We start from the raw sequence: 16,721 nt of genomic DNA, 5'->3' as shown, positions 1-16,721 counted from the left end.
GGTTTACCCCTTGTTGCTCTCGGTGCTGGTAAACGCCTGACGGTGCAGAATCGCAGTGAACTCTTCCATAAAGTTGTCGTAGTTCAGTTCCAGTTTGTTCACACGCTGGTTCAGACGGTTGTATGCCATAACCGCCGGAATTGCCGCAAACAGACCGATAGCGGTCGCAATCAGTGCTTCAGCGATACCCGGTGCAACCATCTGCAACGTCGCCTGCTTCACCGCGCCCAGCGCGATAAAGGCGTGCATGATCCCCCACACGGTACCAAACAGGCCGATATACGGGCTGATGGAACCGACAGTGCCGAGGAAAGGAATATGCGTTTCAAGGTTTTCCAGCTCGCGGTTCATAGAGATGCGCATCGCACGCGAGGCACCTTCCACCACCGCTTCCGGCGCATGATTGTTTGCACGATGCAGACGGGCAAACTCTTTGAAACCGCTATAAAAAATTTGCTCGGAGCCTGTAAGGTTTTCACGGCGTCCCTGGCTTTCCTGATACAGACGAGAAAGCTCAATACCCGACCAGAACTTATCTTCAAACGCTTCAGCTTCACGGCCAGCGGCATTGAGGATACGCGTTCTCTGGATGATGATGGCCCAGGATGCGATTGAAAAACCAATCAAAATCAACATGATAAGTTTAACCAGAAGGCTTGCCTTCAGGAACAAATCAAGGATATTCATGTCAGTCACTGCTTAAACTCCGCGACAATAGACTTAGGAAGCGCACGAGGCTTCATTATGGTTGGATCAACACAAACAATCAGTACTTCAGCTGAGTTCAGTACGGTATTCTCTGCGTTGACTATCCGCTGCGTGAAAACCAGTGAGGTCCCGCGCATTGATGTAATTTCAGTTTGGACTTCGAGCATATCGTCGAGTCTGGCAGGCGCAAAATACTCAAGCGTCATCTTGCGAACCACGAAGGCAACTCGCTCAGCCAACAGTACCTGTTGACTAAAGTGATGATGGCGCAGCATCTCTGTGCGTGCCCGTTCATAAAAAGCAACGTAGCTGGCGTGGTAAACCACACCACCGGCATCGGTATCTTCGTAATAGACACGAACCGGCCATCGAAACAGCGTTGTATTCACTTTACATCCCGGTAATGCAACAAAAGTTAATGCTTTTAAACTTCGCTACTATACGCGCGGGAAAGAGGGTTGGGAATGGGGGAAAGTAAACGGAGAGTAAATTTTTATGGGCTCGGGTAAGCCCATAACGTTAACGGACATTTCTTATTCAGAAGAAGAAGAAAATCAAACCGGCGAGAAGCACCAGATCGGCAATCAGCGGGCAAAAAATTCCCTGCCAGTGAACGGCTTTCGGACGAAAGCCCACGCCGTGGATCACACCTGCACACACCGCCCACATAATGAGGAAGCCGTGCCAGATTTCAAGCTCGCTGGTTTTCGCTGCAAAGCGCGAAGGGTCCCAGAAGATACAACCTGCCAGCAGTAATGCCATCACTAAAGAAAGCGCCCGTAACGGGCGCTTGTCCATTACCGCGTAAAGTTTCGCGATAATATTCATCAGTGTTTTTCTTCACCCGCTTTGGTCGCTTCTACGTGCTCAAGCGCCAGGGCAGTGATGACACCAAATGCACAGGCAAGAAGCGTCCCTAAAATCCATGCGAAATACCACATATTCAGCTCCTTACTTAGTACATAGAGTGGGTGTTGCTTTCGATATGTTCTTTCGTGATGCGACCGAACATTTTCCAGTAACACCAGATGGTGTAGGCCAGAACAATCGGAACGAATACGCAAGCAACATATGTCATCAGGTTCAGCGTCATATGGCTGGACGTTGCATCCCACATGGTCAGGCTAGCATTCAGCATGGTGCTGGATGGCATGACGAATGGGAACATCGCAATACCCGATGTCAGGATGATGCACGCCAGGGTCAGTGATGAGAACACGAACGCCAGAGCGCCTTTCTCCAGACGGGACGTCAACACGGTCAGCAGCGGCAGCAATACGCCCAGAGCCGGAATAGCCCACAGCGCAGGGGTATTGTTAAAGTTCACCAGCCATGCACCTGCCTGACGCGCCACTTCTTTGGTCAGCGGATTAGACGGCGCAGTATGGTTAATCGCAGACGTCACCACGTAGCCATCAATGCCGTACACCACCCACACACCAGCCAGTGCGAAGCAGACCAGCGTGACCAGCGCAGCGACCTGAGCCGTCACGCGAGAACGCAGGTGCAGTTCACCAACCGTACGCATCTGCAGGTAGGTTGCGCCCTGAGTGATGATCATCGCCACGCTCACTACGCCGGCCAGCAGACCAAACGGATTCAGCAGCTGGAAGAAGTTACCGGTGTAGTAGAGACGCATGTACTCGTCCAGGTGGAACGGCACGCCCTGCAGCAGGTTACCGAACGCCACGCCGATGACCAGCGGTGGAACGAAGCTACCGATGAAGATGCCCCAGTCCCACATGTTGCGCCAGCGGGTGTCTTCAATCTTGGAACGGTAGTCGAAACCGACCGGACGGAAGAATAAAGAAGCCAGCACCAGAATCATCGCCACGTAGAAGCCGGAGAACGCAGCCGCGTAGACCATCGGCCAGGCAGCGAACAGCGCGCCGCCTGCGGTGATCAGCCACACCTGGTTACCGTCCCAGTGTGGGGCGATGGAGTTGATCATGATTCGACGCTCGGTGTCATTACGACCGAGGAAACGGGTGAGCATCCCCACCCCCATGTCGAAACCATCCGTGACGGCGAAACCGATCAGCAGAACGCCGATCAACAGCCACCAGATAAAACGCAATACTTCATAATCGATCATTTGATGACTCCTGTCTTAGCGTGCCGGCTGAGTAGTCGCAGTGGACTGCTCGTAGTGATAGCGACCGGTTTTCAGGCTGCTTGGGCCAAGGCGCGCGAACTTGAACATCAGGAACAGTTCAGCTACCAGGAACAGGGTGTACAGACCACAAATCAGCAGCATGGAGAAGATCAGGTCGCCCGCTGTCAGGGAGGAGTTCGCTACCGCCGTTGGCAGTACCTCACCAATCGCCCATGGCTGACGGCCATACTCCGCCACAAACCAGCCGGATTCGATTGCGATCCACGGCAGTGGAATACCGTACAGCGCAGTGCGCAGCAGCCATTTTTTCTCGCCGATGCGGTTGCGAATCACGGACCAGAAGGACGCCGCAATGATCAGCAGCATGATGATGCCGCAGCCCACCATGATACGGAATGCGAAGTACAGAGGCGCAACGCGTGGAATCGAGTCTTTGGTTGCCATCTGGATCTGTGCTTCTGTCGCATCAGACACGTTCGGGGTATAGCGCTTCAGCAGCAGACCGTAACCCAGATCTTTCTTCACGTTATTGAACTGGTCGCGAACGGCCTGGTCGGTAGAACCGGCACGCAGCTGTTCCAGCAGCGAGTAGGCTTTCATACCGTTACGGATACGCTCTTCGTGCTGAACCATCAGCTCTTTCAGCCCCGTCACCTGCTTATCAACAGAACGGGTGGCGATGATACCCAGCGCGTAAGGGATCTGAATCGCGAAGTGGTTTTGCTGCGCGTCCTGATCCGGAATACCGAACAGCGTAAAGGCCGCAGGCGCCGGTTGGGTTTCCCATTCGGCTTCGATGGCGGCCAGTTTGGTTTTCTGCACGTCACCCATTTCGTAACCGGATTCATCACCCAGAACGATAACAGAGAGGATTGCAGCCATACCGAAGCTTGCCGCGATAGCAAAGGAGCGCTTAGCAAACGCGAAGTCACGACCGCGCAGCATGTAGTAAGAACTGATACCCAGGATAAACATTGCGCCGCACACATAGCCAGAAGCGACGGTGTGAACGAATTTAACCTGCGCAACCGGGTTCAGGACCAGCTCGGCAAAGCTGACCATCTCCATACGCATGGTTTCGAAGTTGAAATCAGACGCGATCGGGTTCTGCATCCAGCCGTTCGCCACCAGGATCCACAGCGCGGACAGGTTCGAACCTAATGCCACCAGCCAGGTCACCGCCATATGCTGGACTTTACCCAGACGGTCCCAACCGAAGAAGAACAGACCTACAAAGGTGGATTCGAGGAAGAATGCCATCAGACCTTCAATGGCCAGCGGCGCACCGAAGATATCCCCTACATAGTGGGAATAGTAAGACCAGTTAGTCCCGAACTGGAACTCCATAGTCAGACCGGTTGCCACGCCCAGTGCGAAGTTGATACCAAACAACTTGCCCCAGAACTTGGTCATATCTTTATAAATCTGTTTGCCGGAGAGAACGTATACCGTTTCCATGATGGCCAGCAGGAACGCCATACCGAGCGTCAGTGGCACAAAAAGGAAGTGGTACATCGCGGTCAAGGCAAACTGTAAGCGCGACAGTTCGACTATATCTAACATCATGACTCCTTGCTCATCGCATGAAGACTCCGAGAGTGAACCCCGTCAGAAAGAGATCCACACGCATGCCCCAATACAAATTATTCGCATCCTTGTCGTCGTTATTACCCTAAAGGAGGATAAAAACGATGACGTGAGGTTACAAATACGTTAATAAAAAACTCAAATTGATCCCGCAAATATAATACGCTGCAAAACCCTTACAATAAACAGGTTTTTATTGAATCACATTTACGTTTTTCGACGGTGATCAATTTATAGCAAAATTACCACTTTTCGGCCATTTTGATCGGGGACAATTTAGCGCCTTTTGGTGTGTTTTTCCAAACATTAAACATTGATTTAAATCAAAAACAATCTGTTATGTTAATTGTGTTTTGATGCGGTGAACATAGTAAAGACCATGTTAAAGATATGTATATAAAATACAATTAAGGTTATCGAATCGACGGGTGAATATAAACAGAAGTGATTTTTATTAACTTAGTAGTCTGAATGCCGATTTATTCAGGACATAAATTTTAGTGGGTTTTTCGTTTTTTTCCATCTGCTCTCTTTAAGGCAAATAAATAACAATTATTTTACTTTTACATCCTCTCTAATTAACACCTATTTGTGACTATTGCATGACGCCCGGCAGGCAATAAAAAAGGCCGCTTTACAGCGGCCAACCATGTCGAAACGGACATTTTTATACTTCAACGCTCCCCTTTCGGGGAGCAGAGAGGACTTACTTAATGATGGATTTCAGTGCTTCGCCGATATCCGCCAGGCTGCGAACGGTTTTCACGCCTGCGGCTTCCAGCGCTGCGAATTTCTCATCAGCCGTACCCTTACCACCGGCGATGATCGCGCCTGCGTGACCCATACGCTTGCCTTTCGGCGCAGTCACACCCGCGATGTAACCCACAACTGGCTTGGTCACGTGTTCTTTGATGTAAGCAGCCGCTTCTTCTTCCGCGCTACCACCGATCTCACCGATCATCACGATCGCTTCGGTCTGTGGATCTTCCTGGAACAGCTTCAGGATGTCGATGAAGTTAGAGCCCGGGATCGGGTCACCGCCGATGCCCACGCAGGTGGACTGGCCGAAGCCGTAGTCGGTGGTTTGCTTAACGGCTTCATAGGTCAGGGTACCGGAACGGGACACGATGCCCACTTTGCCCGGCTTGTGAATGTGGCCCGGCATGATGCCGATTTTGCATTCGCCCGGGGTGATAACGCCAGGGCAGTTCGGGCCGATCATGCGCACTCCTGCTTCATCCAGCTTCACCTTCACGGTCAGCATATCCAGCGTCGGGATGCCTTCTGTGATGGTGATGATCAGTTTGATGCCTGCGTCGATCGCTTCCAGAATAGAGTCTTTGCAGAACGGCGCCGGAACGTAGATCACGGTCGCGGTTGCGCCCGTCGCTTCTACGGCTTCACGCACGGTATTGAACACCGGCAGGCCCAGGTGGGTGGTGCCGCCTTTACCTGGCGTTACGCCGCCAACCATCTGCGTGCCGTAAGCAATCGCCTGTTCGGAGTGGAAAGTCCCCTGGCTACCGGTGAAGCCCTGGCAGATAACCTTGGTATCTTTATTAATTAAAACTGACATTATTTCCCCTCCACTGCGGCAACAACCTGCTGAGCTGCATCCGTCAGACTTTTCGCTGCAATAATATTCAGGCCGCTGTCAGCCAGTTTTTTCGCGCCGAGTTCAGCGTTGTTACCTTCCAGACGCACAACAACCGGAACGTTAACACCCACTTCTTCTACCGCACCGATGATACCGTCGGCGATCAGGTCGCAACGGACGATACCGCCGAAGATGTTAACCAGAACGGCCTTCACGTTGTCATCAGAGAGAATGATTTTGAACGCTTCGGTTACGCGCTCTTTGGTTGCGCCACCGCCCACGTCGAGGAAGTTTGCTGGCTCACCGCCGTGCAGCTTAACGATGTCCATGGTGCCCATCGCCAGGCCCGCACCGTTAACCATGCAGCCGATGTTGCCGTCCAGCGCCACGTAGTTCAGCTCCCACTGTGCAGCCTGCGCTTCACGCGGATCTTCCTGAGACTGATCGCGCATTTCGCGCAGATCCGGCTGGCGGAACAGCGCGTTGCCGTCAGCGCCCAGCTTGCCGTCGAGGCAGATCAGGTCGCCCTGGGTGGTGATCACCAGCGGGTTAATTTCGATCAGCGCCAGATCGCGCTCCAGGAAGATGGTTGCCAGACCCATGAAGATCTTGGTGAACTGCTGAACCAGTTTACCTTCCAGACCCAGTTTGAACGCCAGCTCGCGACCCTGGTAAGGCATTGGGCCCGCCAGCGGATCGATAGCCACTTTGTGGATCAGGTGCGGGGTCTCTTCCGCCACTTTTTCGATTTCCACGCCGCCTTCGGTAGACGCCATGAACACCACGCGACGGGAGCTACGGTCAACAACCGCGCCCAGGTACAGTTCTTTCGCGATGTCGGTCGCCGCTTCAACCAGGATCTGGTTAACCGGCTGGCCGTTCGCGTCTGTCTGGTAGGTCACCAGACGCTTGCCGAGCCAATGTTCAGCAAACGCACGAATCTCTTCTTTACTCTTAACAACCTTCACACCGCCCGCTTTACCACGGCCACCAGCGTGAACCTGACACTTAACTACCCACGGGCCGGAACCGATTTTAGATGCAGCTTCTTCTGCTTCACGCGGGGTAGTACAGGCATAACCCACCGGAGCCGGTAAGCCATACCGGGCAAACAGCTGTTTGGCCTGATATTCATGTAAGTTCATGTGTTCTATCCATCCTTCAGGGTAATCGTTATCTTCAAACCTGTAGACCGGCGCAGTCTGTGTGCCGGATGGCGCTACGCTTATCCGGCCTACAGGGCAGGTGATGCTAAATAGTCACTAGACGTCCAGCAGCAGACGCGTTGGATCTTCCAGCAGCTCTTTAATCGCTACCAGGAAGCCCACGGACTCGCGGCCGTCGATCAGGCGGTGGTCGTAAGAGAGCGCCAGATACATCATCGGCAGGATCTCAACTTTACCGTCTACCGCCATCGGGCGATCTTTAATGGCATGCATACCCAGGATCGCGCTCTGCGGCGGGTTAATGATCGGGGTAGACATCAGCGAGCCGAATACGCCGCCGTTGGTAATGGTGAAGTTACCGCCGGTCAGATCGTCTACGGTCAGCTTGCCGTCGCGGCCTTTAACAGCCAGCTCTTTAATGTTTTTCTCGATGTCAGCCATTCCCAGGGTATCCACATCACGCAGAACCGGCGTTACCAGGCCACGTGGGGTAGAAACCGCCATGCTGACGTCGAAATAGTTGTGGTAAACCACGTCATCGCCATCGATAGACGCGTTCACTTCCGGGTAGCGTTTCAGCGCTTCAACTACCGCTTTCACGTAGAAGGACATAAAGCCCAGACGGATACCGTGACGTTTTTCAAACGCGTCACCGTACTGCTTACGCAGGTCCATGATTGGCTTCATGTTCACTTCGTTGAAGGTGGTCAGCATCGCGGTGGAGTTTTTCGCTTCCAGCAGACGCTCGGCCACGCGCTTACGCAGGCGAGTCATCGGCACGCGTTTTTCGCTGCGGGCGCCCAGAGCAGGCTGAGCTGCTGGTGCTGCCGCAGGGGCTTTCGCTTCTGCCTGAGCAGGCGCTTTCGCCAGGTGTTTGTCGATGTCTTCGCGGGTCAGACGTCCGCCCACACCGGTGCCTTTGATGGCTGCCGGGTCAAGGCTGTGTTCAGCCAGCAGGCGACGGATCGCCGGGCTGAGGGCGTCGTTAGACTGTTCTTCCAGAGAAGCCTGCTGGCGCTGAGCCGGCGTAGAGGCTTTCTCTTCAGACTTCGCGCTGGACTCTTTGCCCGCGCTGTTGCCTTCACGCAGGCGACCCAGGATCTGACGAGAGGTGACGGTGGTACCTTCATCTTCCAGCACCGCGTCCAGAACGCCATCCGCCGAAGCCGGTACTTCCAGTACCACTTTGTCAGTTTCGATTTCTACCAGCACTTCATCGCGCTTAACGGCATCGCCTGGTTTTTTGTGCCAGGTAGCGACGGTCGCATCTGCTACGGATTCAGGCAGGTCGGGAACAAGAATATCTACGCTACTCATTTTGTATCCTTTAATTAATCGACGTTCAGCGCGTCATTGACCAGATCTTGTTGCTGCTTCTGGTGAACGGACATATACCCTACCGCCGGAGAGGCGGAGGCCGGGCGACCTGCATAACGCAGGGCTGACCCAAATGGAATCACTTCACGGAAATGATGCTGGCTGCAGTACCATGCGCCCTGGTTGAGCGGCTCTTCCTGGCACCAGACAAAATCATGTACGTGAGCATATTGTTTCAGCACTTCCTGCATCGCCTGATGCGGGAACGGATAAAGCTGTTCGATACGCACGATGGCGACATCTTTCTGATCGTTCTTGCGGCGCTGTTCCAGCAGGTCGTAATAAACCTTACCAGAACACATCACCACGCGCTTCACGCCCTGCGGATCCAGCTCGTCAATTTCACCAATGGCCGGCTGGAAGGTACCGTTCGCCAGTTCTTCCAGGCTGGACACCGCCAGCGGATGACGCAGCAGGGATTTTGGCGACATCACCACCAGCGGACGGCGCATACCGCGCAGCGCCTGACGACGCAGCATGTGGTACACCTGAGCCGGAGTAGACGGCACGCAGACCTGCATGTTCTGCTCGGCGCAGAGCTGCAGATAACGTTCCAGACGCGCGGAGGAGTGCTCAGGACCCTGGCCTTCATAGCCGTGCGGCAGCAGCATAACCAGGCCACACATACGGCCCCACTTCTGCTCGCCGGAGGAGATGAACTGGTCGATAACCACCTGCGCGCCGTTGGCGAAGTCACCAAACTGCGCTTCCCAGATGGTCAGGGTGCGTGGTTCAGCGGTGGCGTAGCCGTATTCGAAAGCCAGTACCGCTTCTTCAGACAGCACGGAGTCCCAGACCTTGAACTGGCCCTGACCGTTGTGCACGTGCTGCAGCGGGGTGTAGGTTGAACCGTTGGACTGGTTGTGAACAACCGCGTGACGGTGGAAGAAGGTCCCACGGCCCGCATCTTCACCGGACAGACGAACAGGAATGCCTTCGTCAACCAGCGTTGCGTAAGCCAGCGTTTCCGCGCCGCCCCAGTCGAACAGCTTCTCGCCTGCCGCCATGGACTGACGGTCAGCGTAGATTTTCTGCACGCGAGACTGCATCTCGATAGCGTCCGGTACGGTGCTGATGCGTTTAGCCAGCTCCTGCAGGCGCTTCATCTCAACCTTGTTCGGGTAGCTCTCATCCCACTCGTGGTTGAGGTACGGCGACCAGGTAAAGGAGTGCATGTTCATCGGACGCAGCTCTTTCACCACGCATTCACCCGCATCCAGCGCGTCGCGGTAGAGGTTGACCATTTCGGTCGCATCTTCCAGCGTCGCCACTTTGTCGCTCTCCAGCTTGTCAGCATAGATTTTGCGCGGGGTTGGGTGTTTTTTGATTTTCTGGTACATCAGCGGCTGGGTTGCACTTGGCTCATCCGCTTCATTGTGGCCGTGACGGCGGTAGCAGAAGAGGTCAATGAACACATCGCGTTTAAAGGTATTACGGAAGTCCAGCGCCAGACGGGTAACGAAAGCAACGGCTTCCGGGTCATCCGCGTTAACGTGGAAGATCGGCGCCTGTACCATCTTACCGATGTCGGTGCAGTACGGGGTAGAACGCGCATCCAGCGGGTTAGAGGTGGTGAAGCCCACCTGGTTGTTAATCACGATGCGAACGGTACCGCCCACTTCGTAACCACGCGCTTTCGACATGTTCAGGGTTTCCTGAACCACGCCCTGCCCTGTTACCGCCGCATCACCGTGGATGGTGATTGGCAGCACTTTATTGCTGCTTGGCTCGTCCAGACGATCCAGACGCGCACGTACGGAACCGATAACCACCGGGCTGACGATTTCCAGGTGTGACGGGTTAAACGCCAGCGCCAGGTGAACCAGACCGCCTTCGGTTTCGATATCAGACGAGAAGCCCATGTGGTACTTCACGTCGCCGGTGCCGAGGTGTTCTTTATGTTTGCCCGCGAATTCGTCGAACAGGTCCTGTGGTTTTTTACCCAGCACGTTGACCAGTACGTTCAGACGACCGCGGTGCGCCATACCCAGTACCACTTCACGGGTACCGCTCTTGCCTGCGTGACGAATCAGCTCTTTCAGCATCGGCACCAGCGCGTCGCCGCCTTCCAGCGAGAAGCGTTTTGCGCCCGGGAATTTCGCGCCCAGATAACGCTCAAGCCCTTCCGCTGCGGTCAGTTCGTTCAGGAAGCGTTTTTTCTCGTCAGCCGAGAAGGTCGCGTGGCCCGCTACGGATTCGATGCGCTGCTGGATCCAGCGTTTCTCTTCGGTAGAGGTAATGTGCATGTATTCCGCGCCGATGGAGCCGCAGTAGGTTTGCTTGAGCGCGTCAATCAGATCGCCCAGCTTCATCGTGTCTTTGCCGATGGCAAAGGAACCTACGTTAAAGCTTTCCTGGAAATCGGCCTCGGTCAGATCGTGATACGCCGGATCGAGATCGGCCACACGGTCTTGTTTCCACAGTCCCAGCGGATCGAGATTCGCATGCTGGTGACCGCGGAAGCGATAAGCGTTGATAAGCTGCAGGACTTTAACCTGCTTCGCATTGGTGTCAGGGTCGGAAATCGCAGAAGAGTAACGTGAGGCATCCTTCGCCAGACGACGGAAATAATCACGTGTTTTGGAATGGAATTGATCCGGTTTGACCCCTGTGCCAGGCAACTGCTGGAACATGGAACGCCAGTTTGCGTCCACTGAGTCAGGATCGGTTAAGAAGTCTTCATAGAGCTGTTCTATCCAGCTCTGGTTCGCACCAGAGAGGTAAGAAGAGTCCAGCCAGGCTTTCATTGCGCCGTTCTGCATCGTGATCCCTTAAGCATTTTTATGCTTACTTTCGCCGTAGAAACTACCACGCACACCGCGTGTACGTGCCGGGGTTCACCTGCGAGCTCTTTTCATTTGGCCCGCGAAGGAACCTTTAGAAACTGTCTGGACTTCAGGGTAGTACAGGGCAGTTTTTAAAGGTTTCTGCAATCTGTTCCCTCTCCCTTTGGGAGAGGGTCAGGGTGAGGGGAACAGCGCTCCCCTCTCACTACTTACGCACTGCGCTGCAGCAGCATCGACTTAATATGGCCGATGGCGCGCGTCGGGTTCAGCCCCTTCGGACACACACTGACGCAGTTCATGATGCTATGGCAGCGGAATACGCTGAAAGCGTCACTCAGTCCTTCCAGACGGCTGTCGGTTTCGGTGTCGCGGCTATCGATCAGGAAGCGATAGGCAGCCAGCAGACCGGCCGGGCCGATAAACTTGTCCGGGTTCCACCAGAACGACGGGCAGGACGTTGAACAGCATGCGCAGAGAATACACTCGTACAACCCATCGAGTTTTTCACGCTGCTCTGGAGACTGTAAGTGCTCGCGAGCGGGTGGATTTTGCCCATTATTCAATAAGTAAGGCTTAATCTTCTCATATTGTGCATAGAATTGCCCCATGTCTACCACCAAATCACGCACAACCGGCAGGCCTGGCAGAGGACGGATAACAATTTTCTGACCAGGACGCTGCAACGCTGAAATTGGCGTGATGCAGGCCAGGCCATTTTTGCCGTTCATGTTCACCCCGTCAGAACCACAAACCCCTTCACGGCAGGAGCGGCGGAACGACAGCGTTGGATCTTTTTCTTTCAGCTGGATTAACGCATCCAGCAGCATCATGTCGCGACCTTCTTCCGCTTCCAGGGTGTAGTCCTGCATGCGCGGAGCGTCATCAACATCCGGGTTATAACGATAAACTGAGAATTCGAGTTTCATTATCCTGTCTCCGCATTAGTAAGTACGAATCTTCGGCGGGAACGCCGGACGCAGTTTCGGTTCCATATTGACGCTACGACGCGTCATGGTTTCCGACTCTGGCAGATACAGGGAATGGCACAGCCAGTTTTCGTCATCACGCTCCGGGAAGTCGAAGCGGCTATGCGCGCCACGGCTTTCGGTACGGAAGTTTGCCGACATCGCCGTCGCGAACGCGGTTTCCATCAGGTTATCCAGCTCCAGGCACTCAACGCGCTGGGTGTTGAACTCGCTGGAGGTGTCGTCCAGACGGGCATTTTTCAGACGCTCGCGGATAGCTTTCAGCTGCTCAAGGCCTTTGGCCATCGCATCGCCTTCACGGAATACCGAGAAGTTGTGCTGCATGCATTCCTGCAACGCTTTACGGATCTCCACCGGATCTTCGCCGTTACGGTTACCGTTCCAGCGGTTGAGGCGCTCAAGAGAGGCATCAATTTCGTCATCGGTCGCGTCACGCAGCGCGCCCTGCTCGGCAATAGATTCCTGCAGATGCAGACCCACCGCGCGACCAAACACTACCAGGTCCAGCAGGGAGTTACCGCCCAGACGGTTTGCGCCATGTACGGATACGCAGGCAATTTCGCCTACCGCGAACAGGCCAGGAATAACCACGTCTTCGCCCTGCTCGTTCACGGTCAGCGCCTGACCGGTCACTTTGGTCGGAATACCGCCCATCATGTAGTGGCAGGTTGGGATAACCGGAATCGGCTCTTTCACCGGGTCGACGTGTGCAAAGGTGCGGGAGAGTTCCAGGATGCCCGGCAGACGGGATTCCAGCACTTCTTTACCCAGATGGTCGAGTTTCAGCTTCGCGTGTGGACCCCATGGGCCATCACAGCCGCGGCCTTCACGGATTTCGATCATGATGGAACGCGCCACCACGTCACGACCCGCCAGGTCTTTCGCATTCGGGGCATAACGCTCCATAAAGCGCTCGCCGTGTTTGTTCAGCAGGTAACCACCTTCACCGCGGCAACCTTCTGTTACCAGAACGCCCGCACCGGCGATACCGGTTGGGTGGAACTGCCACATCTCCATATCCTGCACCGGCACGCCCGCGCGGATAGCCATACCGACACCGTCACCGGTGTTAATGTGGGCGTTAGTGGTGGACTGATAAATACGGCCTGCGCCGCCGGTCGCCAGCACGGTCGCGCGGGCTTTGAAGTAAACCACTTCACCGGTTTCGATGCACAGCGCGGTACAACCAACAATTGCGCCATCGGCGTTTTTCACCAGATCCAGCGCATACCACTCGGAGAAGATGGTGGTGTGGTTTTTCAGGTTCTGCTGATACAGGGTGTGCAGCAGCGCATGACCGGTACGGTCAGCCGCCGCCGCGGTACGTGCCGCCTGCTCGCCGCCGAAGTTTTTCGACTGGCCGCCAAACGGACGCTGATAGATAGTGCCGTTTTCCAGACGGGAGAACGGCAGACCCATATGGTCCAGCTCCAGAATCGCTTCCGGGCCGGTTTTACACATATATTCGATAGCATCCTGGTCGCCGATGTAGTCGGAACCTTTTACCGTGTCATACATGTGCCATTCCCAGTTGTCTTCATGGGAGTTACCCAGCGCAACGGTGATACCGCCCTGCGCAGACACGGTGTGGGAACGGGTCGGGAAAACTTTAGAGAGCAGCGCACAGGTCTGGCCGCTCTGGGAAATTTGCAGTGCGGCACGCATACCTGCGCCACCGGCACCAATCACAACAGCATCAAATTCTCTGACTGGCAGTTTCATTACACACCCCACACCACAACGAATCCATAAATAACGTAAACCACCAGTGCAACCACAATGGCCAGCTGCAGCGGGAGGCGAATCGCCAGCGGTTTAACGTAATCGGTCAACACCTGCCACATACCAATCCAGGCATGAATAAGGATGGAGAACAGAGCCAGCAGGGTGAACACTTTGGTGAAGGCGGATCCGAAGAACCCACTCCAGATTTCCCACGTCAGCATGCCGCTGGTCGCGAAGAAACCGATCATATAGATGATGTAAAGGGTGAGAACGATGGCGGTAGCACGGACCAGGATGAAGTCATGTACGCCGTTGCGTCCTAATGCGGAGGCGTTGCTTACCATACGAGAACTCCTGCGAGAAGTGAAAGCACGACTGTAATCACAAATGAAATGTTAGCGGAGCGTTTCCCGGCTTCGAAAGTCTCTTCCAGATAGCCAAAGTCCATCAGCATATGGCGAACACCCACGACGACGTGGTACGCCAGCGCGGTCAGAATGCCCCACATGATGAATTTCACGAAGAAGCTGTTCATGATGGCAGAGGCCTGGAGGAATCCTTCAGGGGAAGAGAGGCTGGTGCCCAGTAACCACAGCAAAATACCGACCGCCACAAACGTAATCACACCAGAAACACGGTGCAGAATGGACGCTATTGCTGTTACAGGGAACCGGATCGTTTTGAGATCCAGATTGACAGGTCTTTGTTTTTTCACATTTCTTATCATGAATAACGCCCACATGCTGTTCTTATTGTTTCCTTCCTCCGGACTGCGATGCGGGTCAAGCAGCGTTCCTTTTCTATAACTGCGCGTCATGCAAAACATTGCTTCCAGATGCTAAAACGACACGTTACAACGCTGGGTGGCTCGGGATTGCAGGGTGTTCCGGAGACCTGGCGGCAGTATAGGCCGTTCACAAAATCATTACAATTAACCTACATACAGTTTGTCGGGTTTTCTCTGGAACAGTGATCAGGGTCACGATAACAACATCTTTTTAATTTTTAATCATCTGATTTGACAAATGTTAAACAATATTGTTACAAACGTCATCAGAAAAGGCATATAATGCGCAAAAGTTATGAGGTCTCACTTTCACCTGACAAATAGTTATGTAACAGTGTGATGGTATTGACCGAAGTTATCAGGACAGTTATTAGTGATATACAGGTTTGAATAATTCGGACTGCAAAAACGCTGATTTGCTGTTGTTTCACTGATATTTCATTCGTTTACCTGCAAGGCGCCATAGCTCTGTACCCTGGTTTGTCCTCGTGAGCTGAGCGGTAAGCCAAATAACAATCTGGTAACGGTGATTTACAGCTGAAAGCAAATCCGGTGAAGCGCAGTCTTAAGCATAAGGCGCTAAGGAGACCGTAAATGGCTGATACAAAGGCAACGCTCACCCTAAATGGTGACACTGCTATTGAACTGGATGTGCTAAAAGGCACGCTCGGTCAGGATGTTATTGATATCCGTACGCTGGGTTCTAAAGGTGTGTTCACCTTTGACCCTGGATTTACCTCTACCGCATCTTGCGAATCCAAAATCACCTACATTGACGGTGACGAAGGTATCCTGCTCCATCGCGGCTTCCCCATCGATCAGTTAGCCACCGAATCCAACTATCTGGAAGTGTGCTACATCCTGCTGAACGGCGAAAAACCGACGCAGGCACAGTACGATGAATTCAAAACCACCGTGACCCGTCACACCATGATCCATGAGCAGATTACCCGTCTGTTCCATGCGTTCCGTCGTGACTCTCACCCTATGGCGGTGATGTGCGGGATTACCGGTGCGCTGGCGGCGTTCTACCACGACTCCCTTGACGTGAATAACCCGCGTCACCGTGATATCGCGGCGTTCCGCCTGCTGTCCAAAATGCCTACCATGGCGGCGATGTGCTACAAATACTCCATCGGCCAGCCGTTTGTGTATCCGCGCAACGACCTCTCCTACGCGGGTAACTTCCTGCGCATGATGTTCTCCACGCCGTGCGAAGAGTACGAAGTGAACCCGGTACTGGAACGTGCGATGGACCGTATTCTGATCCTGCACGCTGACCACGAACAGAACGCCTCTACCTCTACCGTCCGTACCGCGGGCTCTTCAGGCGCGAACCCATTCGCCTGTATCGCTGCGGGTATCGCCTCCCTGTGGGGACCGGCACACGGCGGCGCGAACGAAGCGGCACTGAAGATGCTTGAAGAGATCAGCACCGTTGAGCACATTCCTGAGTTCGTGCGTCGTGCGAAAGACAAGAATGACTCCTTCCGCCTGATGGGCTTCGGTCACCGTGTTTACAAAAACTACGACCCGCGCGCCACCGTCATGCGTGAGACCTGCCACGAAGTGCTGAAAGAGCTGGGTACCAAAGATGACCTGCTGGAAGTGGCGATGGAGCTGGAACACATCGCGCTGAACGACCCGTACTTCATCGAGAAGAAACTCTACCCGAACGTCGATTTCTACTCTGGCATTATTCTGAAAGCGATGGGCATTCCGTCTTCCATGTTCACCGTCATCTTCGCCATGGCCCGTACCGTAGGCTGGATTGCGCACTGGAACGAAATGCACAGCGAAGGCATGAAAATCGCCCGTCCTCGTCAGCTGTATACCGGCTACGAGCAGCGTGATTTTAAGTCTGATATTAAGCGCTAACAGACGTT

15 protein-coding genes are annotated in these 16,721 nt (G+C 54.1%); 1 reads left to right on the top strand and 14 read right to left on the bottom strand.

The genetic code is table 11. The features are described 5' to 3' along the window. Positions 1–3 precede the first annotated feature (3 nt). The 14 genes from tolQ to sdhC all read right to left on the bottom strand — a co-directional run bounded on the left by tolQ (position 4) and on the right by sdhC (position 14,790). Positions 4–696 carry a Tol-Pal system protein TolQ gene (gene tolQ, locus OTG14_RS02185; RefSeq protein ID WP_008501101.1) on the bottom strand — a complete coding sequence of 231 codons (693 nt, stop codon included), beginning with the start codon at positions 694–696 and terminating at the stop codon, positions 4–6. Then, a complete protein-coding gene (ybgC, locus tag OTG14_RS02180) occupies positions 693–1,097 on the bottom strand; it encodes a tol-pal system-associated acyl-CoA thioesterase (RefSeq protein WP_003858593.1) in 405 nt (134 codons plus the stop codon). Before ybgC ends, tolQ begins: the two co-directional genes overlap by 4 nt. Before the next feature lie 148 nt (positions 1,098–1,245). Continuing rightward, positions 1,246–1,536, bottom strand: coding sequence for a cyd operon protein YbgE (ybgE, locus tag OTG14_RS02175; RefSeq protein ID WP_008501100.1), 291 nt, complete (start codon positions 1,534–1,536; stop codon positions 1,246–1,248). After that, positions 1,536–1,649, bottom strand: a complete 114-nt coding sequence (gene cydX / locus OTG14_RS02170) for a cytochrome bd-I oxidase subunit CydX (RefSeq protein WP_003858598.1) — start codon at positions 1,647–1,649, stop codon at positions 1,536–1,538. The genes ybgE and cydX overlap by 1 nt, the downstream gene beginning before the upstream one ends. A gap of 14 nt (positions 1,650–1,663) precedes the next feature. Beyond that, positions 1,664–2,803: a cytochrome d ubiquinol oxidase subunit II gene (cydB, locus tag OTG14_RS02165; RefSeq protein ID WP_267214515.1), complete on the bottom strand. Its 1,140-nt coding sequence runs from the start codon at positions 2,801–2,803 to the stop codon at positions 1,664–1,666. A 15-nt stretch (positions 2,804–2,818) separates the two neighbouring features. Further along, the gene (gene cydA, locus OTG14_RS02160) at positions 2,819–4,387 is read right to left on the bottom strand and encodes a cytochrome ubiquinol oxidase subunit I (RefSeq protein ID WP_048990050.1); all 1,569 of its coding nucleotides are present in this window, start codon (positions 4,385–4,387) and stop codon (positions 2,819–2,821) included. Between the two features lie 730 nt (positions 4,388–5,117). After that, positions 5,118–5,987: a succinate--CoA ligase subunit alpha gene (sucD, locus tag OTG14_RS02155; protein WP_008501094.1), complete on the bottom strand. Its 870-nt coding sequence runs from the start codon at positions 5,985–5,987 to the stop codon at positions 5,118–5,120. Next, positions 5,987–7,153 carry an ADP-forming succinate--CoA ligase subunit beta gene (sucC, locus tag OTG14_RS02150; protein ID WP_006809579.1) on the bottom strand — a complete coding sequence of 389 codons (1,167 nt, stop codon included), beginning with the start codon at positions 7,151–7,153 and terminating at the stop codon, positions 5,987–5,989. Before sucC ends, sucD begins: the two co-directional genes overlap by 1 nt. Positions 7,154–7,270: 117 nt before the next feature. Next, positions 7,271–8,491 carry a 2-oxoglutarate dehydrogenase complex dihydrolipoyllysine-residue succinyltransferase gene (gene odhB, locus OTG14_RS02145; RefSeq protein ID WP_008501093.1) on the bottom strand — a complete coding sequence of 407 codons (1,221 nt, stop codon included), beginning with the start codon at positions 8,489–8,491 and terminating at the stop codon, positions 7,271–7,273. Positions 8,492–8,505: 14 nt separating this feature from the next. Then, positions 8,506–11,313 (bottom strand): 2-oxoglutarate dehydrogenase E1 component, encoded by a 2,808-nt coding sequence (gene sucA / locus OTG14_RS02140; RefSeq protein WP_032649515.1) that lies wholly within the window; start codon positions 11,311–11,313, stop codon positions 8,506–8,508. Positions 11,314–11,546: 233 nt separating this feature from the next. Beyond that, the gene (gene sdhB, locus OTG14_RS02135) at positions 11,547–12,263 is read right to left on the bottom strand and encodes a succinate dehydrogenase iron-sulfur subunit SdhB (RefSeq protein ID WP_008501090.1); all 717 of its coding nucleotides are present in this window, start codon (positions 12,261–12,263) and stop codon (positions 11,547–11,549) included. Between the two features lie 15 nt (positions 12,264–12,278). Beyond that, positions 12,279–14,045 (bottom strand): succinate dehydrogenase flavoprotein subunit, encoded by a 1,767-nt coding sequence (gene sdhA, locus OTG14_RS02130; protein ID WP_024908800.1) that lies wholly within the window; start codon positions 14,043–14,045, stop codon positions 12,279–12,281. Then, positions 14,045–14,392, bottom strand: coding sequence for a succinate dehydrogenase membrane anchor subunit (sdhD, locus tag OTG14_RS02125; RefSeq protein WP_248163604.1), 348 nt, complete (start codon positions 14,390–14,392; stop codon positions 14,045–14,047). Before sdhD ends, sdhA begins: the two co-directional genes overlap by 1 nt. Continuing rightward, on the bottom strand, positions 14,386–14,790 hold the full coding sequence (gene sdhC / locus OTG14_RS02120) for a succinate dehydrogenase cytochrome b556 subunit (protein WP_020684965.1): 405 nt from the start codon (positions 14,788–14,790) through the stop codon (positions 14,386–14,388). The genes sdhD and sdhC overlap by 7 nt, the downstream gene beginning before the upstream one ends. A 639-nt stretch (positions 14,791–15,429) precedes the next feature. On the opposite strand from sdhC, the gene OTG14_RS02115 reads away from it, so the two are divergent. Beyond that, positions 15,430–16,713 (top strand): citrate synthase, encoded by a 1,284-nt coding sequence (locus OTG14_RS02115; protein WP_023334930.1) that lies wholly within the window; start codon positions 15,430–15,432, stop codon positions 16,711–16,713. The last annotated feature ends 8 nt before the right edge of the window (positions 16,714–16,721 follow it).

Source organism: Enterobacter pseudoroggenkampii, assembly GCF_026420145.1.
Lineage (GTDB): Bacteria > Pseudomonadota > Gammaproteobacteria > Enterobacterales > Enterobacteriaceae > Enterobacter > Enterobacter pseudoroggenkampii.
The sequence above is the reverse complement of the archived record's forward strand: the minus strand, read 5'-3'. Positions and strand labels throughout refer to the sequence as shown.